At 62.9% G+C, this 19,019-nt stretch carries 17 protein-coding genes; 9 read left to right on the top strand and 8 right to left on the bottom strand.

What is annotated here, in order from left to right; translation table 11 throughout:
* Window positions 1–29: 29 nt before the first annotated feature.
* Window positions 30–308: a hypothetical protein gene (locus tag ACSQ3S_RS31250; RefSeq protein ID WP_436144802.1), complete on the bottom strand. Its 279-nt coding sequence runs from the start codon at window positions 306–308 to the stop codon at window positions 30–32.
* A gap of 271 nt (window positions 309–579) precedes the next feature.
* On the opposite strand from ACSQ3S_RS31250, the gene ACSQ3S_RS31255 reads away from it, so the two are divergent.
* The 3 genes from ACSQ3S_RS31255 (at window position 580) to recQ (ending at window position 5,562) form a co-directional block, all read left to right on the top strand.
* On the top strand, window positions 580–2,679 hold the full coding sequence (locus tag ACSQ3S_RS31255; protein ID WP_436144803.1) for a hypothetical protein: 2,100 nt from the start codon (window positions 580–582) through the stop codon (window positions 2,677–2,679).
* A gap of 193 nt (window positions 2,680–2,872) precedes the next feature.
* Complete coding sequence (locus ACSQ3S_RS31260; RefSeq protein ID WP_176652168.1) at window positions 2,873–3,709, top strand: undecaprenyl-diphosphate phosphatase; 837 nt, start codon at window positions 2,873–2,875, stop codon at window positions 3,707–3,709.
* 29 nt (window positions 3,710–3,738) lie between these two features.
* The gene (recQ, locus tag ACSQ3S_RS31265; RefSeq protein WP_176652167.1) at window positions 3,739–5,562 is read left to right on the top strand and encodes a DNA helicase RecQ; all 1,824 of its coding nucleotides are present in this window, start codon (window positions 3,739–3,741) and stop codon (window positions 5,560–5,562) included.
* A gap of 27 nt (window positions 5,563–5,589) precedes the next feature.
* On the opposite strand, the gene ACSQ3S_RS31270 is transcribed toward recQ, so the two are convergent.
* The 5 genes from ACSQ3S_RS31270 to ACSQ3S_RS31290 all read right to left on the bottom strand — a co-directional run bounded on the left by ACSQ3S_RS31270 (window position 5,590) and on the right by ACSQ3S_RS31290 (window position 12,002).
* Entirely contained in the window at window positions 5,590–5,898 is a 309-nt protein-coding gene (locus ACSQ3S_RS31270; RefSeq protein ID WP_436144804.1) for a hypothetical protein, read from the bottom strand.
* A 67-nt stretch (window positions 5,899–5,965) separates the two neighbouring features.
* Window positions 5,966–6,385, bottom strand: a complete 420-nt coding sequence (locus ACSQ3S_RS31275) for a hypothetical protein (protein WP_436144805.1) — start codon at window positions 6,383–6,385, stop codon at window positions 5,966–5,968.
* A 6-nt stretch (window positions 6,386–6,391) separates the two neighbouring features.
* A complete protein-coding gene (locus tag ACSQ3S_RS31280) occupies window positions 6,392–6,616 on the bottom strand; it encodes a hypothetical protein (protein ID WP_436144806.1) in 225 nt (74 codons plus the stop codon).
* 104 nt (window positions 6,617–6,720) lie between these two features.
* Window positions 6,721–7,227 (bottom strand): hypothetical protein, encoded by a 507-nt coding sequence (locus ACSQ3S_RS31285; RefSeq protein ID WP_176652164.1) that lies wholly within the window; start codon window positions 7,225–7,227, stop codon window positions 6,721–6,723.
* A complete protein-coding gene (locus ACSQ3S_RS31290) occupies window positions 7,224–12,002 on the bottom strand; it encodes an RHS repeat-associated core domain-containing protein (protein ID WP_436144807.1) in 4,779 nt (1,592 codons plus the stop codon). The genes ACSQ3S_RS31285 and ACSQ3S_RS31290 overlap by 4 nt, the downstream gene beginning before the upstream one ends.
* Window positions 12,003–12,152: 150 nt before the next feature.
* Between ACSQ3S_RS31290 and ACSQ3S_RS31295 the strand changes: the two genes are divergently transcribed.
* Window positions 12,153–12,842: a LuxR C-terminal-related transcriptional regulator gene (locus tag ACSQ3S_RS31295; RefSeq protein WP_436144808.1), complete on the top strand. Its 690-nt coding sequence runs from the start codon at window positions 12,153–12,155 to the stop codon at window positions 12,840–12,842.
* 1 nt (window position 12,843) lies between these two features.
* Window positions 12,844–13,356 (top strand): DUF1993 domain-containing protein, encoded by a 513-nt coding sequence (locus tag ACSQ3S_RS31300; protein ID WP_176656058.1) that lies wholly within the window; start codon window positions 12,844–12,846, stop codon window positions 13,354–13,356.
* Here the strand turns inward: ACSQ3S_RS31300 and ACSQ3S_RS31305 are convergent.
* The gene (locus tag ACSQ3S_RS31305) at window positions 13,346–14,269 is read right to left on the bottom strand and encodes a helix-turn-helix domain-containing protein (protein ID WP_436144809.1); all 924 of its coding nucleotides are present in this window, start codon (window positions 14,267–14,269) and stop codon (window positions 13,346–13,348) included. The two genes, ACSQ3S_RS31300 and ACSQ3S_RS31305, sit on opposite strands and share 11 nt — an antisense overlap.
* 103 nt (window positions 14,270–14,372) lie before the next feature.
* Here ACSQ3S_RS31305 and ACSQ3S_RS31310 point away from each other — a divergent pair, with 103 nt between their 5' ends.
* The 4 genes from ACSQ3S_RS31310 to ACSQ3S_RS31325 are packed head-to-tail and all read left to right on the top strand — an operon-like array spanning window position 14,373 to window position 18,321.
* Complete coding sequence (locus ACSQ3S_RS31310) at window positions 14,373–15,269, top strand: DMT family transporter (protein WP_436144810.1); 897 nt, start codon at window positions 14,373–14,375, stop codon at window positions 15,267–15,269.
* An 11-nt stretch (window positions 15,270–15,280) separates the two neighbouring features.
* Window positions 15,281–17,065: an amidohydrolase gene (locus ACSQ3S_RS31315; protein WP_436144811.1), complete on the top strand. Its 1,785-nt coding sequence runs from the start codon at window positions 15,281–15,283 to the stop codon at window positions 17,063–17,065.
* A gap of 30 nt (window positions 17,066–17,095) precedes the next feature.
* Entirely contained in the window at window positions 17,096–17,605 is a 510-nt protein-coding gene (locus tag ACSQ3S_RS31320; protein WP_176656062.1) for a hypothetical protein, read from the top strand.
* Window positions 17,602–18,321 (top strand): transporter substrate-binding domain-containing protein, encoded by a 720-nt coding sequence (locus ACSQ3S_RS31325; protein ID WP_436144812.1) that lies wholly within the window; start codon window positions 17,602–17,604, stop codon window positions 18,319–18,321. The genes ACSQ3S_RS31320 and ACSQ3S_RS31325 overlap by 4 nt, the downstream gene beginning before the upstream one ends.
* Here the strand turns inward: ACSQ3S_RS31325 and trmB are convergent, their stop codons facing one another.
* Window positions 18,322–19,002, bottom strand: coding sequence for a tRNA (guanosine(46)-N7)-methyltransferase TrmB (gene trmB, locus ACSQ3S_RS31330; RefSeq protein WP_176656065.1), 681 nt, complete (start codon window positions 19,000–19,002; stop codon window positions 18,322–18,324).
* Window positions 19,003–19,019: the final 17 nt, after the last annotated feature.

Below are 19,019 nucleotides of genomic sequence, written 5' to 3' on the forward strand. Positions count from 1 at the left end.
CTCCCCTATGCGCGGCCAGGGGGCTTTTTTTATTTTTCCGGCGTCACCTGCAGGCGCTTGATCGCGCGGTTTTTGCCGTAGGTGGCGGTGACCAGCAGCGCGCTGCCGCAGCGGGCGCGGTAGACATAGGTGCGCTCTTCGCCGTCGACGCTGCGCTTCAGCAGTTCCATCGGCGGCGCGGCCGGGCAGGCGCGCACCAGCGTGGCGCCGTCGGCCTCCGGACCGGCGGCTTGCTTCGCGATAGCGGCGGCCACCTCCCTGGTCACCTCCGGTTCCACGTCTTCGATGGGCTTGGGCGCTTGCGCCATGGCGCAACCCGAGGCCAATGCAACCACTGGAAGGAGGGAAATCAATCGGTACATACACGCCTTTCGTGAGATTTTTACGCCCCATCTTAGCGCCGCGCGCGGGCGGCCGCCATGTCTCATTTTTAACAGAACGCCGCCAAATGTCTAAAAAGGCCTGATTTTACAAATGGCAAAAAGGCATGGCTATACTCGTCGGGCACCAGTCGCTCAGCACCAGCCGGACACCGGCTCGCATACCGAATAAACCAATATTGATAGGAGTCCCTGCAGCATGCGCCAATTTGCCCGCCCATTACTTGCATCCCTGATCGTCCTGGCTTACGCGGGTACCGCGCACGCCGGCAGCTACTCGGTCGACAACCTCACCCTGTTCTCGGCCACCGCCGCCACCTCGCCCGACGACGTGCTGCGCCAGAACGCCGAGCGCTTCGGCCTGCCAGCCTCGCTGAACAACCTGACCTTGGTCAAGGTGCAGGAATCCATCACCGGCAAGCACTACCACTATCAGCAGATGCTGCGCGGCCTGCCGGTCGACCGCGCCGAGATCATCGTTTCCATCGGCAAGAACGGCCAGCTGCAAAAGATTTTCAATGAAACCCGCTACATCTCCGACAAGGTCGACGCCAACGCCGTCAACCAGCTGTACAACAAGTCGCAGATCAGCGAAGAGCAGGCGCTGGACCTGGGCTGGAACAACATGAAGGTGCAGCATCCGCTGGTGGCCGCGCCGGGCACCGAGCTGGTGTGGGTGCCGACCAAGGACGGCGTGCAACTGGCGCGCAAGGTGACCATCGAGGCGCAGATGCCGACCGGCGGCTTCGTCCAGTACCTGAACGCGCATGACGGCACCGTCATCGACTCCTACACCACCTCGCTGCCGCGCAAGGGCGAGCGCTCGCTGGCCGCGCGCGCCAACGTCGGCGGCCCTGTGCTCGACCGCAGCGCCGCCACCCGCTCCGTGAGCCGCCAGGGCGGGCACACCGCGGCGGCCGCGCAAACCGTGGCCTCCGGCATCAACGGTTCCGGCTACGCCTTCGATCCGGATCCGCGCACGGTGCTGAACACCGACGCGCTGACCGACACTTCGGCCGCTTCCGCTTTCGACGCCGCCTACTCGACCAAGACGCTGCGCGACCTGACGGTGACCTCCGGCGTCTACAAGCTGAGCGGCCCGTTCGTCAACATCAAGAACATCGAAGCGCCGGCCACCGCGCCGAGCACCACCACCAACGGCGTGTGGACGGCCAAGCGCGGCAACAACGCGTTCGACGACACCAACGTCTACTTCCACCTGGACCAGAGCCAGCGCTACATCCAGTCGCTCGGCTTCACCGGCACCAAGTCCATCATCAACCGTCCGCTGGACGTCGACACCGACGGCGTCAACGGCGACGACAACTCGCACTACAGCGGCGGCGCGGCCGGCTCGGACTACCTCGCCTTCGGCCACGGCTGCGTGAACGACAGCGAAGACGCCGACGTGATCCTGCACGAATACGGCCATGGCATCCAGGCCAACATCGACTCCAGCTGGACCGGCGGCGACACCGGCGCCATGGGTGAAGGCTTCGGCGACTACTGGGCCGCGTCGTACTCCTACAGCACCCCGAACGGCAAGATCTACCATCCGGAGTGGGCCTTCAGCTGGGACGGCCACGGTGCCTGCTGGGCCGGCCGCATGCTGAACCGCACCGACGCCAAGTACAACGCCAGCAAGACCTACGCCGCGCACCAGTCGGTGACCGAAGGCGGCGTGACGTTCCAGTCGGACGAATTGTGGTCGGCGCCGCTGTACCAGGCCATGGTGGCGCTGATCGCCGCCGGCAAGCCGCGCTCGAACATCGACCAGATCATCCTGGAAGCGCACTTCGGCCTGGGCAGCAACGTCAAGATGCCGGCCATGGCCACCGCCATCGTCAACGCGGCCAAGACGCTGTTCCCTTCGGACCTGACTTACGCCAACACCTTCCAGGCCAAGTTTGAAGCGCAGAACATCCTGTCGTCGGTACCCGGCGGCCCGACCATCGCCGAAGTGGAAAGCAATAACACCACCGCCACCGCGCAAGCGCTGACCACGGCCGGCACCACGGTCAACGGCACCGTCAGCGCCTCGACCGATGTGGACTACTACAAGGTCGTGCTGCCGGCCGGTAAAACGCTGACCGTGACCATGACTCCGAACGCCAGCTCGGACTACGACCTGGAGCTGTACAACAGCAGCGGCACCAAGGTGGCGTCGAGCGTCAAGGGCGCGGGCCAGGCCGACAGCGTCAGCTACGGCACGGCAGGCACGCTGTACGCCAAGGTGATCTACTACAGCGGCGGCACCGGCGCCACCAACGGCAAGTACACGCTGCTGGCCAACTGGTAAGCGCCGGCATCCCCTGCAACAAATAGCTCCTCACAACGCCCCTTCCCGGGGCGTTTTTTTTGCCTCGGCGCATAAAACCGCATTACGCTTGAGTCAGATTCAGAATCGGACGCCGCGAACATGGTAAGCTTCGACCCCGGCGCCCCTGCGGCAGCATCACTCCCGTCAACTTCCACGCGTAAATACTTAATTCATGGATATCGTTCTCGCACTCAAAGCCCTGATCATGGGCCTGGTAGAAGGCTTCACGGAATTTCTGCCGATTTCCTCCACCGGCCACCTGATCCTGGCGGAGCACCTGCTGGGCTTCCACGGCATGGAAGAAAAGATGAAAGTGTTCGAGATCGTCATCCAGGCCGGCGCCATTTTCGCCGTCTGCTGGGAATACCGCGCCCGCATCGCCGCCGTGCTGACCGGCCTGGGCGACCCGAAACAGCAGCGCTTCGCGCTCAACGTGCTGATCGCCTTCCTGCCGGCCGCCGTGCTGGGCGTGCTGTTCAACAAGGCCATCAAGGCCGTGCTGTTCGCGCCGGTGCCGGTGGCGCTGGCCTTCATCGTCGGCGGCTTCGTCATCCTGTGGGTGGAAAAGCGCGAAAAGGCCAATCCGGCCATGGCCCGCATCAATTCGGTCGACGACATCACGCCGATGGACGCCATCAAGATCGGCATCGCCCAGGCGTTCGCGCTGATCCCGGGCACCAGCCGCTCCGGCGCCACCATCATGGGCAGCATGATCTTCGGCCTGTCGCGCAAGGTGGCCACCGAGTTCTCGTTCTTCCTGGCGATTCCGACGCTGCTGGGCGCCACCGTGTATTCGCTGTACAAGGAACGCGCGCTGCTGTCGGCCTCCGACCTGCCGCTGTTCTCAATCGGCACCGTGGCCGCGTTCATCTCGGCCTTCCTGTGCGTGCGCTGGCTGCTGCGCTATATCAGCTCGCACACCTTCACCGCGTTTGCCTGGTACCGCATCGCCTTCGGCCTGATGGTACTGGTCACCGGCTACACCGGCGTCATCGTCTGGGCCGACTAACACCTTTGCAGTAGAAGCGAGTAGTAGAAATGAGTCATCAGGAAAATAACGAGCGCGCCCTTCACCTGCTGCAGACCGTGTTCGGCTACCCAGCCTTCCGCGGCCACCAGGCGGAGATCGTCGGCCACGTCAGCGGTGGCGGCGACGCGCTGGTCCTGATGCCCACCGGCGGCGGCAAGTCGCTGTGCTACCAGATCCCGGCGCTGGTGCGCGACGGCGTCGGCGTCGTCATCTCGCCGCTGATCGCGCTGATGCAGGACCAGGTCGACGCGCTGGCCGAGGTGGGCGTGCGCGCGGCCTTCCTGAACTCGACCCAGACCTACGAGGAAGCGAGCCGCATCGAGCGGCTGGTGCGCACCGGCGAGATCGACCTGGTCTACGTGGCGCCCGAGCGCCTGATGACGGAACGCTGCCTGAACCTGTTCCAGGCGTCGAAGATCGCGCTGTTCGCCATCGACGAGGCCCACTGCGTATCGCAATGGGGGCACGACTTCCGGCCCGAATACATCAAGCTGTCGGTGCTGCACGAGCAGTTCCCCAACGTGCCGCGCATCGCGCTGACCGCCACCGCCGACCCGCAGACCCGCGCCGAGATCGTCCACCGCCTGCAGCTGGGCGACGCGATGCAGTTCGTGTCCTCGTTCGACCGGCCCAACATCCGCTACCAGATCGTCGAGAAGGCCAACGGCCGCAAGCAGCTGCTCGACTTCATCACCACCGAGCATGGCGGCGACTGCGGCATCGTCTACTGCCTGTCGCGCAAGAAGGTCGAGGAGACCGCCGAGTTCTTGAACGAGAACGGCGTGCGCGCGATGGCCTACCACGCCGGCATGGACCACGCCAAGCGCGCCGCCAACCAGGCCAAATTCCTGCGCGAAGAGAACATCGTCATGTGCGCCACCATCGCCTTCGGCATGGGCATCGACAAACCCAACGTGCGCTTCGTCTGCCACCTGGACCTGCCCAAGAGCATCGAGGGCTACTACCAGGAGACCGGCCGCGCGGGCCGCGACGGCGATCCGTCCAGCGCGTGGATGGCCTACGGCCTGCAGGACGTGGTGCTGCAGCGGAGGATGATCGACGAATCGGAGGCCGACGAAACCTTCAAGCGCGTGCTGGGCAACAAGCTCGACGCGATGCTGGGCCTGTGCGAAACGCTGAGCTGCCGGCGCGTGCGCCTGCTGGACTACTTCGGCGAGAGCTCCGGCCCCTGCGGCAATTGCGACACCTGTCTGATCCCGCCGGTGTCCTTCGACGGTACGGTGCCGGTGCAGAAGCTGCTGTCGGCGGTGTACCGCGTCGACCAGCGCTTCGCGGCCGGCCATGTGATCGAGGTGCTGCGCGGCGTCGAGACGGACCGCATCAAGACCTGGCATCACGATTCGCTGTCGGTATTCGGCATCGGCGCCGACCGCACCGAAGCCGAATGGCGCGCGATCCTGCGCCAGGTGATCGCGCTCGGGCTGGTGACGGTCGACCATGAACAATACAGCTCGCTCAAGCTGACCGACGCCGCGCGCCCGGTGTTGAAGGGTGGGCAGAAGGTGCAGCTGCGACAGTACCAGAAGCCGGTCAAGCAAAAGAGCCCGAGCCGGGCGGCGAAGGGCTATGTGGAGAGCGATCTGTCGCCGCGCGAGCAGGCCATCTTCGACAAGCTGCGCTGGTGGCGGGTGGAGACGGCGCGCGCGCACGACGTGGCGGCCTACATCATCTTCAACGACGCCACGCTGCGCGAGATCGCCAAGGCGCGGCCGACCACGCTGTCCGACCTGCGCGGCATTTCCGGCGTCGGCGAGAAGAAGCTGGCGTCCTATGGTGACGAGATCGTTGCCATGATCAGCGAGATGGAGTAATCAGGCTTTCGACGGCGGCGGACGGACTCAATCCGGCGCATCCTCAGGGAAGAATGTGAATCCTTTGCCGGGCACACGAATGCCGTTGAACGATTCGATCCGGCTTATCTCTGAAACCTCTACGATGGGTGGATCATCGAGAGCGTTGAGTAAAGCGCCCGTCGAAATGAGCTCCTTGCGGACAAGGTCCATCGCATGCTCGGCCGCCTCCTCGCTGTCTGCCGCTTCAACGTACCTGGTCGTGAAATAACCAAGCCGTTCCAGACCCTGCATCTCCATCAGCAAATTCCGCCCTTCCAGAAGCACGCGATATTTCTTTCCTTTTCTAAAAAACATTTTAGCTTCCTGAGCTATCGAGCTAAGAGAACTTATTATGGAGTCAAAAAAGGGAAATCCCGTACGCCTATAATGAAGCGATAATATCAATATCGATTTCAGCTTTAAGGCGTTCAATCTCCCCCATTAATTCTCTTCCGAGATAAAGCGGTGGATAGTCTGCGCCATCAGTTGCAACTCGAATCGAAACGAGCGGCGTCACGGGAACCGTGGCTATCTCCTCTCGCAATATTATCTCGCAGACTTCGCGAAAGGTGCTTATAGCCAAAATTTCCCAATCGTATTGATCACAACGGTCTAAGACACGAAAAATTACGCCCGTGTCATCGAACTCTCTTCCACGCCCTCCCGGCAAGGAAAAATCGCCTGGCTTCCATGATTTTTCTAAATAACTGCTTTTAAGAAATTCTGGAGAAGGCCGAAAATCTCGCCCGCTAAGCGTAACAAGAATACTTAAATGAAACATTTTTTCTTCATTGACTGCCAATAACCTTTAAGTTGACTCTGTATCGCGGCACAAATACATTTCATGAATCTCCTTCGAAGATCCATCTTCAAACTCAATTGTGTACACAACTCCGTCTGGAAATTTATCAAAGAACGGTCCAGGTCGTGTCTCAAATACACCAACGATCCATGCTTTCTCGTTCGAACGGAGATCATCAGGCGCATCAGGAACTATCCTTACGACATCATCGTAGTCAAATTTTGCTTTCATCGATCAAATCCTTATTGATTAATCGGGAGATGAGGATTGCCATCTGGAGTCGTCACTCCTGGCCGATGCCCGTGTGGCTGTTGCGCGCTGAATGCATATATTGCTCATTTTCGATTTGATCGTAGATCCAATAACGTTTTACCTGAGCAATATTTGTCCTCGCAGGTCTGAATTAGAGCTAATCCGGTTGAGTTCGCCCACTCCATGGGATCTTCATTTTTTACCGGGGATAACACCTCCAAATTGCAGGCCCCACTCTTTTTTAGTTTAAATGTCATCTGATTCCACAACTTGCCCTCTATGGGAACATCTTTCCTGACATCAACAAGCTCCGCATTATCAGAAAACCCTTGCTTGCAACCATTAGGCTCCATAATAATCAACTGAGAGTCTGGATTAAACCTGCCGCGTACTGTCCATATACGATCGTGAATTGAGTCGCTAGCTAGTTTTCGGTTTATTTCATAAGCCCCCTCTGAAATGCACCAAGTCGACAACTGCAACTCACAATGCCGAACTGGAGCAGCCGGTTTAGCGTCACTTACCGGCGTTGCAATCGCTCTGTTACCAAAAAATGTAGAAATAATTAAAAATACCAGACTTGATTTCATAAACATCCTCCGTTCGCTGCAGCTACACCAACGCCGCAGCTATTCTTATTGCTAGGCGCCATGAGAATTTCACGACGGGTCTGTTCATTCGCTGGCTGCCCCGTCAAGTCTTTCATGACATTTGCAGCCCCGGCCACGTCAGCGCTCAACCTGGTCCCACCAGCACTTACGCCACCTGCGTACTGATCTCCCGCTCCCCCTGCGTGCCCGCCCAGTTCATGCGAGGCGGTAGTGGCTGTTGCTACACTGGTCCCAGAAGCACCGAGAGTGATTGCATTGCCACCTATCCTATTCGTTTCAGACCTGCCACTTCCAGTAACGCCGGCAGTATCAGTGACGACATTAATTGTGTTCACCCCAGGCCCCGGACTTGCCACTTGGATTGCTTGCGCAGTCATAGTTACATTAAGTGCACCTATGCGCACGGTACCAGAAAAATCTTGAGCAATTTGAGCATTTAACTGCGCTGAGCTAAAAGCCGGCGCAACTCCAGTTAAGGCATACTTAACGGTGTAAGTCACTCGAGTCGTGGAACTCCAGGACAATTCACCATCTCTTCCATCCGGATCGACGTACTTGTAAGGGCTATTGTTCGCATAGGTGTAGCGGTTGAAGCTCCCGCCAGTATTGGCATCCGTCAACACCGGATCCGTACTCATAAACCTTGCCGCAACCGGATCATAGTAGCGCTGCTGCATGTACACCAGCCCCGTGTCCGCATCGTTCACGTGGCCGGTGAAGCCGATGGTGGTCGGCACCGTGCCGGTCGCCGTCAGGCCGTACGGCTCGTAGCGGGTGCGGCTCACCACCGACTTGGCCGCGTTGGTGCGCGCCACAGGACTGCCCAAGCCGTCCGTATGCGAGAAGTTGCCGCCCGCCTCGGCCAGCAGATGCCCTTTCAGGTACACATAGCGGCTCTCGACCGGCGTCGCCGCGCCCACCGCCGAGCTGCCGTACAGCAGCTGCCCGTCACGGCTGTACACCTGGATCACATTGGTGCCGTCGACCTTGGCCTCCTTCACCCGGTGGCCCCAGCCATCGTACACATAGCTCGCCTTGCCCGTCGCGCTGCTCAGGCGATTGCCTTGGTCGAACACGTAGCCGACGCTGCCGCGCGTGCTCAGGTTGCCCTGGCTGTCGTAGCCGAAGTTCAGCGCGCTGCTGCCGCTGAGGCTGGTGACCCGGTTGGTCGTGGCGTCGTAGTTGAGCACCGTGTGGCGCGCGTTCGCGCCCGTCGTCACCGTCACCTCGCGCATGTTGCCCAGCCCGTCCACGCTGTAGGTCGCCGTGCCCCACATGCCAGTGCCGTTGGCCGTCGCCGTCTGCAGACGGTCAACCGCGTCGTAGGTCATCGTGCGCGTGGTGATGCCCTGCTCGATGTCCGTGATGCCGGTGACGTTGCCGTTCGGATCGTACGTGTATTCGTCGAACAGCACGCCGATGTCGTTCACCCGCCATGGCAGGCCGCGCGTGTTCTGTGCCATCGCGTGCACGATGCCGTTGCCGTAGGTGAAGCCGGCGATCGCGTCGTTCGGGAAATACGTGATCGCGCTGGCGTAGCCGCTCACCTGCTTCGGCTGGCCCAGCGCGTTCGGCGTGTAGCTCACGCTCAGCGGGCTGGCGCCCGGGTAGCTCAGCGTCGCCAGCGAACCGTTGGCGTCGTACGTGCGGCCGATGTTGTAGGTCTTGCCGGCGTAGGCCAGGCTTTCGCCCTCGAGCAGGCGGCGCTTGTTGTAGGTGTAGGTCCACACGGTGCCGTTCGAGCTGACTGTCTGCGGAATGCCGTCGCCGAAATAAGTGCGGCTGATGGCCGGGCTGGCGTCGCCGTAGGTGGTGGTCTTGAGCCAGTTGCGCTGGTCGTAGCCGTAGGTGATCTTCTTGGCCGCCGTCACGCTGGCCTGGTCGCAGCTCGTCGTCGATGGCAGGTTGACGCCGATGGCGCGCCAGTTCACGTTGTTGGCAGCGTCATAGTTCAGCACCGTGGCGCCGATTTCCGGTTCGATCGTCTTGCACAGGCGGGCGTTGGCGTCGTAAACGTAGCTGCGCGTGGCGCTGACGCTGGCGTCGCTCTGCGTCACGCTCAGCGGTTTGCCGAACTGGTCGCGCACGATGGCCGTGTGCAGGCCGTAGATCTCATCCTTGCTCAGGATCCACTGCTCGCCCGGCTCGTCGTAGGCCATGAAGTGGAAGACTGCATCATAGCCGCGCGGGTTGGCGACCTTCTTGGTGAACCCGTCCTGGTAATAAATGTTGGTGATCAGGTCGCCCTGCTCGCTGTCGGCCACGGTCTGGGTCACGCGGCCCAGCGCGTCGTAGCTGTAGGTCAGACCGTCGAGGTTGTCGGTGATGGTCGAGATCGCGCGCTGCGGGTAGGACTCGAACTGCAGGTTGCCGCGGAAGTCATAGCGGCGCACCACGAACTTGCTGGTGTTGGCGGCGTCGCCGGCGTCGTAGGTGCGGGTGACGAGCGGGCGCCACTGGGCATCGTAGTAATTGACGGTGACGCCGTTGCCGGTGCTGATGGTCTGGCGCCAGTGGCCGGCGCCGATGCCGTACTCGTCGCCGGCGACGGCGACGAAGGGCAGCGTGGTCGCGTTCCAGGCCACCGTGTCGGCCGCCGGCGGCGTGAGCGTTTTCAGCCGGCCCATGGCGTCATAGGCGTAGCTGGTGGTAAAGCCGGCGCCGTCGGTGGTGGAGTCGATCAGGCCGAGGTTGTTGACGACCGCGCTTTCGGCCGTCGCGTTCGGGTAGGCGACGTTCTGCGCCAGGCCGCGCTTGTAATTGGTGTAAGTCGTTACGTAGTTGTTGCCGTCCTTGCGCGTGGCCAGCGTGCCGTCGGTGTTGTAGGTCAGCGTCTGCTCCAGGTGGCCGAAGCGGCTGCTGGTGCCCAGGTTGCCGGACGGCGACAGGTAGGTGTTCGACACCATCACCGTGCCGTCGGCCGCCGTCACCGTCGCCACCTGGCGCAGGCGCGGCAGCAGGGTGCTGTACGCGGTGTAATCGGTACGGGACATGCCCATGCTGCTGCTGCGCGTGGAAATGTAGGGGCTGCCGTAGTAATCTGGCTCGACGGTCAGCGAGAAGGTCACCCCCTGCTGGTTGATCGTGCGCCATGCCAAGGGCGTGAACTGCGAACCGAGCGTGCTGTCGCCGCGTGTTTGCGCGCTGTCGCCGATCGGGTTCGGGTACGGCCCGTGCGTACCGGGGTGATAGCCCATCGTCGTGGTGCGCAGCGGCGTGCCGCCGGTTTCTCCCGTGCCACCGGGCAGCCCGCTTTCCGTCATCAGCAGCTGGCCCTCGTTGACCTGGAAGCGGTTGCCGAAGGTGTAGCGGGTGACGTAGCCGTCCGGCTCATCAGCCCAGACCACCTTGCGGTCGGTGCAGGAACCGCAGCTGTCCCAGCTGGCGTTGTCGGCGCCGTAGTGGTAATTCCATTCGGTGGTGGTCATGCCGGGCCCGCTGATGCTCTTCTTGACCAGCGCGTTGTTCTCGAAATAGCGCGGATACAGCGCATAGCTCCAGGTATTGGTCAACGTGTCGCCGGCACAGTACTGGTAGACGTGGGAGCGCCCCATCAGCGTTCCCACCAGGGTGAAGGTGCCGACCGCGCCGGAAGGATGGGTCAGTGAGCCGCTCAACGGTGTGGTGCTGATGTTGTCCGGCGCCTCGCAGGTGCCGCCGGCAATCACATTAACGTTGTTGATTAACGGGAACAGGTTGGCCAACTGCCAGGAGGAGCCGTCCGGCAGGGCCACGCCGGTCAGCGCGCTACTCTGGTAACTGTAGGTCCAGGTACGGGTGCCGTCGCTGACGGTCTGCACCAGATGCGTGCCGCTGACATAGGTGAAGGTCAGCGTGCGGCCGTCGGACGAGGCGATCGTCAAGACCTTCCATTTGTCGGTGGTGTCGTAGGTGTAGGTGACGGTGTTGCCGAAGCGGTCGGTCACCAGCGTCGGCAATATCCATACTTCCTGGCGCGCCAGCACGTTGCCGCCGACGGCTTGCGGCGTGGGCGTCGTGCCGCCAACCGTGCCTTTGGTGGCGGTGAGCGCCTGCGGGCCTGCATCGGGCTTGGTCAGGCTGTCCATGTCGCGCGAGACCAGCCAGTCGAAGCGGTACTGGGTGCCGTCGGGCGAGGTGGCAATGAAGCCTTCGCCCAGCTCGCGGCCGAAAATGCTCGGGCTCTGGATATTGACGCCGCAGCGCAGGGTCCACAAGTCGTGCGTGATGAGTTTTTCCGTGCTCAGGGTGTTGCTGCCGCGGGTGAGCACTTCCTGGTCGCCGGCTCCCGGCACGTACAGGAAATTGCCGTGCCAGTATTCGCTGCCCGCCCACGTCGAGTTGCTGCCCGAGCTGCCGGCGGTCACCGGCGGCGCGGTGAAGTTGGTGCAGCGCTGATTCGACGGCCCGCCGGCCTGCCACCCTATGCTCTTGGCGAACACGCCGTGCATGTGGGGGATCTCCATCTCCCAGCTGCCGAATTGCTTGCGTCCGTCGAAGCTGCCGTTGGTCGTGAGCCGGCGGCCGACCGAGACGGCCAGGCTGTTGTTGCCGGGCAGGCTGACGTCGGTCTGCAGGAACTCCAGCGTGCCGCTGTAGAAGTTGACCTTGTCGCCGAACAGGTCCGAACCCAGCGTGCCGATGGCCTTGGGCGCCCGGATCAGCTTGCCCTGCTCCTGGTAGATCGAGATCTCCTGGGCGCACAGCGCGGTGCTGACCAGCGCCAGCGCGCAAGCGGTCAGCAAGGAGGACAAATGCTTGAAAGGTTTTTTCATGGACCGGCTTTCGATAAGTCATTTCGACGGCCGATCCTAGCAAAGGCAACTGAAAAATGATCTAGGAAATTTTCCTATATCATTGTTTCGGAAATAGTGGTAGAAAATCAAAATTCTCAAATATTTAACTGGCGTAAGGCGGGACGTACCATGAAAATCGACAATCACCTCGCATCCGATACGCCCCCCGCCCGCATACTGCTACTCGAAGATTCCTATATCGACGCCGCCTTCATCAAGAACGATCTGGAGATGTCGGGGCTGCGGTTCGACCTGACCCGCGCGCAAAACCGGCTGGAATTCCTGGCGGCGTTGACCTATTCATACGACCTGATCCTGTGCGACTATTACCTGGATCATTTCAATGCCGAACAAGCGCTGGCGATCCTGCGTGAGCGGGGTATCGATACTCCGGTGGTACTGATTACCAATGCGGACGAACAGAAAGTCCTGACGCTGGTCGAGCAGGGTGCGAACGATTTCTTGCAAAAGGATCGCCTGGGCCGGCTGGCGCACAGCGTGAAAAGGGAACTGGCCTTACACAGCGAACGCCGCCGGGCGGCTCGGCAACCGCAAGCGCCGCAGCCCCAATCCAATCCTGCGCCACCGCTGCCCGGCATCCTGGCCACGCTGACGGAGCGGCAGGTCGAGATACTGATACTCATGGCGGACAACTGGGGGACGAAGGATATCGCCAACATGCTGGCGTTGAGCGAAAAAACTGTCGCGGCGCACCGGGCCGACATCAAACAGCGGCTCGGCGTCAACGATCAGGCGGGGTTGCTGCGCTTGACCGCAGCGTTGGGATTAAAATCGGGTTTCAATTTTAGATCGCAATAATATGCCGATAAGCCCGACCGTCATTTTCAATCACTCGCTCCTGCAATTGCGCGGCATGCTGCAAAAGATCGAGGCCGGCGGCAGCGACGTACTGGCCGCCCGCCTGCACGAGGACATGCTGCCGTTTGCCTCGCACGTGCGCGCCACCGCCAACTTCGCGCTGCGCGGCTGCTGCCCGCTGGCGGGACTCGACACGGTGAGCTTCGACGGCGGAGAACCATCCTTTGCCGGGCTGGCCCGGCAGGTCGACGATACGATGGACCATATCGCCGCGATTCCCCCGGAGCGCTTTGACGGCTCGGCCGAACGCCTGTGCCGCGACCGCGCCGGCTTTGCCGACATCGCGCTGCCTGGCGACGAATACCTGAACCTGTACATCCTGCCGAACTTCTACTTCCACTTCAGCATGGTCTACGCCATCGCCCGCAGCCAGGGTGCGGCCATCGGCAAGCAGGACTTCGACGGCTATCACCTGTACGCGCCGGGCTTCTCGTTCGAGCGCCCTACGCCATGACGATGCTGCGATAGCGGCTGGGCGGCGCGCCGACGCTGTCGCGGAAGCGGTGGCTGAAGTGGCTCAGGTCCGCGTAGCCGCAGGCATCGGCGATCTGCTGCAAGGGCTGGTCGGTGGTCTTCAACAGCACGCGCGCATGCTCCACGCGCCGCGCCGCGATCCATGCCGATGGCGGCATGCCGAACGAAATCCTGAACATCCGCGCCAGATGGTATTCCGACATGCACGCCAGCTGCGCCAGCATGCCCAGCGAGATGTTCTGCGCCAGGTGTGTCTCGATGTAATCAGCCAGGCGCCGGCGCACCACCGGCGCCAATCCGCCGCGCACGCGCTGCTGGTGCTGCGGCATCGACTGCGACAGCAGCAGATGGCTCAGCGTCTCGTGGGTCACCTCGTTGGCGCGCAGCTGCGCATCCGGGCCGTCCCACGGCATGGCCGCCAACGCGGCGCACAGCGGGCCGATACGATCGTGTTCAAAGTAGGTGCGGTCCGCCAGCGTCACCTCGCGCGGTTCGCGGTCCAGCTCCACCACGGCGCGGCGCGTGAAATGCTCGGGCAGAAAGTAGACGTGCAGGAAGCGCAGCGGCCCGCGCACCGTCCAGCTGGATTCGTGCCAGTCCGGCAGGGTGCAAAGCCGCTTCGGCGCGCCGTACAAACCGGGCAGCTCGTCGCGCTCGGTGCGATAGCCGCCGCCCATGTAGTAGGACAGCGTGTGGTGACCGGGCTTGCTGTAGCTGGTCTCGGCCACCTCGGTGTCGCGGCGCCAGATGGCCAGCGCCAGGTCGTCGCCCAGCCAGGCAAAGCGCTCCAGCTGCGCATCGGTTTCCGACATGGTGCGGAACACGGCGTGCGAAATCAGCCCTTCCGGCGCGCGGGACAGGGTGGCAGGGCTGGAATCGGGACGGGGTGGCATGATGCATAAAGTCTAACATGGAGCCGCCCTCCTCCGCTGGCGCCCCGCGGAAATGCGCAATTCCAGACAAGTGGCCGCGCCGCACACGCGGCATGCTGGCAACATGAATATCTTCCTCTACCTGCTCACCGTCCTGATCTGGGGTACCACCTGGATCGCCATCACCTTCCAGCTCGGCGTGGTGCCCGCGCCGGTGTCGATCGCCTACCGTTTCTGGCTGGCTGCCGCCGTGCTGATGGGATTCCTGCTCATCACCCGCAAGCCGTGGTGGCCGCCGTGCCAGGCCTGGCGCTACCTGTTCGCCCAGGGCATCGCGCTGTTCTGCCTGAACTTCCTGTGCTTTTATTACGCCAGCCAGTGGATCACCAGCGGCCTGGAAGCGGTGGTGTTCTCGACCGCGCCGCTGTGGAACGCGATCAACGGCCGCATCTTCCTCGGCCGACCGATACGCCGCCAGGTGATGATGGGCGCCCTGCTCGGCCTGACCGGCATCGTGCTGCTGTTCGCGCCGCAGATGGCCGGCCACTGGAACGACAGCAAGGTGATGATGGGCCTCGCGCTGACCCTGGGCGGCACGTTGTGCTTCTCCTGCGGAAACCTGCTGTCGAGCCGCATGCAGTCGCTGGGCCTGACGCCGTGGCTGACCAACACCTGGGCCATGCTGATCGGCTCGACCACGCTGGGCATCGGCGCCTTCGCGCTGGGCATGCCGTTCGCGCTGGAGCCGAGCGCGCGCTACGTCGGCGCCCTGCTGTACCTGGCGATACCCGGCTCGGTGATCGGCTTCACCGCCTACCTGCTGCTGGTGGGCCGCATCGGCCCGGACCGCGCGGCCTATTCCACGGTATTATTCCCCATCGTGGCATTGACCATTTCAACGATATACGAGGGCTACCGCTGGACGCCGACGGCGCTGACAGGACTGGCGCTGGTACTGGCGGGTAACCTGCTGGCCTTCCTGCCCATGGCGCCGCGCGCCAAAGTGATGGAGGCCGCATAACAGGAGATTGCATGAACAGGTACGGCTATTTCTCGGCACTCGCGCTGACGCTTTCAACCATGGCCTTTGCCGCGGAGCTTCCGGCCGATACCGTCTACCGCAACGGCTACGTCTACACCATCGATGCGAAGGACAGCGTGCAGCAGGCGCTGGCCGTGCGCGCCGGCCGCATCGTCTACGTCGGCGACGACGCCGGCGCCAAAGCGCTCACCGGCAAGTCCACCAAGGTGATCGACCTGCGCGGACGCATGCTGATGCCCGGCCTGGTCGACGGCCACATGCATCCGCAATCGGGCGGTAGCCGCCTGCTCAAATGCAGTCTCAATTACGAGAACCTGACGGTGCCGCAATTCCAGTCGCGCATCCAGGCCTGCCTGGACAAGGAAAAGAAAGCCGGCGCCGACAGCTGGATGGTGGTCGTCAACTGGTTCCAGCAAGGCATGCTGCCCGATGGCGTGGAAACTACCGCCGCCACGCTCGATGCGCTCAAGACCGAACGCCCGGTGATCGTGCGCTCGTCGTTCGGCCACTCCTCACTGCTGAACTCCAGGGGCATCAAGGTGGCGGGCATCGCGCGCGACACGGCCGATCCCGCCGGCGGCAAGATCACCCGTGACGCCAAGGGCGACGCCACCGGCCTGCTGGAAGACGCCGCCCAGGACATGGCGATGAACCTGCTGCCGCCGCTGACGGTGGCCGAGAACCTGCAAGCCTCCAGCGCCGCGCTGGCGGCGATGCGCAAGCAAGGCATCACCACCTTCCTCGACGCCTACACCGATCCCGAGACGATGACCGCCTTCGCCGACCTGCACAAGCAGGGCAAGCTGACGGCGCGCGCGCACTTCGCCATGCTGATCGACCTGGATAAAGGCGCCACGCCGCAAAGCGCCGTCGCCGAGCTGCTGAAGCAGCAAAAGCAGTTCGACCAGGGCCAGACCGTGGTGGCGCCGTCGATGCAGGTGCGTCACGCCAAGCTGTTCATGGATGGCGTGATCTCCGCTCCCGCCTTCACCGGCGCCATGCTGCAGCCCTACCTCGTGAACAAGGGCACGCCGGAGAAGCCGGACTGGCGACCCGGCGCCAGCACCGGCCCCGCCAGCTACTTCTCGCAAGAGGCGCTGAAAACCACGCTGACCGAATTGGCCAACGCCCATATCGATCCGCATATCCACGTCGACGGCGACCGCGCCGTGCGCGAATCGCTGGACGCCATCGAATACCTGCGCACCACGCCCGCCGGCAAGAACGTACGTCCGGTGCTGGCGCACGACGAAATCGTCGCTCCGTCCGACTACGCGCGTTTCGCCAAACTGGATGTGACGCCAGTGCTGTCCTTCCAATGGGGGAAGCCGGCGCCCGACACGGTCGGCGCACTGAAGGACTACATGGGCCCCGCGCGCTACGCCATCGTCGAGCCGCAGGAGCTGCTGCGCAAGGCCGGCGCGCGCATCGCCTACGGCAGCGACTGGCCGGTCGATCCGCTGGACGAGTGGTTCGCGCTGAAGGTCGGCGTGACCCGCACCGCCGCGCCGGACGCCGGCAAGGAATATGCCGGCACGCTGACGTCGCAGCCCGGCATGCCGCGCGCCGAGGTGCTGCGCGCGATCACGCTGAACGCGGCCTACACGCTGCGCCAGGAAGCGCTGACCGGATCGCTGGAGGTGGGCAAGCTGGCGGACATGATCGTCCTGGATCGTAACTTCTTCACCATCCCGGCCGAGGACATCGCCAACATCAAGGTGCTGCAGACTGTCGTGGGCGGCAAAATCGTCTATCAGGCCAAGGGCATGCGGTAAGATGTCGGCCTTTAGATAAAACACCACGCCATGGAACTCGTCATCTCCCTGCTGATCATTGCCGTCACCGGCCTGGTGGTCTACGCGATCATCAAGACCAATCCGGCCAAGCCTATGCCGCTGCCGGCGCGCCCCGCCACGCCGTATGAGCCGAAGCTGCCTGAAGGCCCGGCCGCGCTGCACTGGTCCGACGACGGCCGCTTCCTGGTTGAAGTGGTCAATGAATCGCGTTACCAGCCCGCGCTGAAGGCCCTGGCCGGCGAACATGGCGACCAGGCGGCGGCCGTGCCGTACGTCGCCACGCTGGTGCCTGACGACGCCAATCCCTACGAAGGCGCCGCCGTCGCGGTGTTCCTTGGCGGACGCATGACGGGCTACCTGTCGCCGAAAGCGTCGGTGGCCTTCCGCGAACACCTGAAACGCAAGGAGATCGAAGGCCAGGTCACCACCTGCGACGCGCAGGTGCGCGGCGGCGGAGTGTGGCAGAACAGCCGCCTGGCCTATGTGGTCGTGCTGGACATGGAACCGCTGGAGCGATGATGCCCGCGACGCTGATACTGGCGGCGGTGGCAGCGGCGGGGACAGGGCAGCCGCTGATGCTGCACTATATCCAGAGCCCGCCGCTGCAGTATGCCGACTCGCGCGGCCAGTTGACCGGCTTTGTCGCCAAGCCCGCCATCGCGGCGCTGGCCGCCGCCGGCATTCCCTACGAAGTCCGCCAGACGCCGGCCAAGCAGCAGATCGTGCTGCTGCAGGCGAACGAGGCGCCGGCCTGCATGGTGAGCTGGCTGCAAACACCGGAGCGCGAGCGCATCGGAAAATTCACGGAAGTGGTGTACGAGGACAAGCGGCCGTTCGCGCTGACCTGGGCCGGCAATCCGGCCATGAAGGATGAGGAGCCGCTGAAAGACACGCTGGGTGACAAGCGCCTGCGCGCGATGGTGAAGCAAGGCGTCTCCTACGGCCCGACGATAGACCGCGCGCTGATCCGCTACAAGACCCAGCCGGCCAGCACCACGGCGGACGCCGTGCAAATGCTGGATATGCTGCGCAAGCACAGCATCGATTACTTCTTCATCACGGACGAGGAGGCGGCGGAGGCGATCAAGGCCTCCGGCTATCCGGCGTCGAACTACCAGCGCATCTACTTCTCGGACCTGTACAAAGGCCACGAGCGCCGCTTGTGGTGCAGCCTGTCGGTTCCGGACGATGTGTTCAGGCGGCTCAACGCCGCCATCCTGAAACAGCGACGCTGATTACTTTTTGGTGAAGACCAGGTCCCATACGCCGTGGCCCAGCTTGATGCCGCGGTTTTCAAACTTGGTCAGCGGACGATAGGCCGGCTGCGGCGCATAACCGTCTGCGGTGTTCTGCAGGCCCTCTTCGGCGCCCAGCACTTCGAGCATCTGCACCGCATAGTCTTCCCAGTCGGTGGCGCAATGCAGGTAGCCGCCCACGGCCAGCTTCTGCACCAGCAGTTTGACGAACGGCGCCTGGATCAGGCGGCGCTTGTTGTGGCGAGCCTTGTGCCACGGGTCCGGGAAGTAGATATGCACGCCGTGCAGCGAACCGTCCGGAATCATCTGGTTCAGCACTTCCACCGCGTCGTGCTGGATCGCCTTCAGGTTGGTCAGGCCCTGTTCTTCGATCAGCTTGAGCAGGCTGCCCACGCCGGGCGTGTGCACCTCGACGCCGATGAAGTCCTTCTCCGGCATCACGCCGGCGATGTGCGCCGTCGTGCCGCCCATGCCGAAGCCGATCTCCAGCACCACCGGCGCCTTGCGGCCGAAGGTCTTTTCATAGTCCAGCGGCGCCTTGGCGTACTCGATCATGAACTTCGGGCTCAACTCTTCCAGCGCGCGCGCTTGCGCGGTCGACAGGCGGCCGGCGCGGGTGACGAAGCTGCGGATGCGGTGTTCGGTCGGGTCGTAGAGCATCGGCCGCGCTGGGCCGT

The sequence above is a fragment of the Duganella sp. LjRoot269 genome, assembly GCF_964254095.1.
In the GTDB taxonomy this organism is placed as follows: Bacteria; Pseudomonadota; Gammaproteobacteria; order Burkholderiales; family Burkholderiaceae_D; genus Rugamonas; species Rugamonas hordei.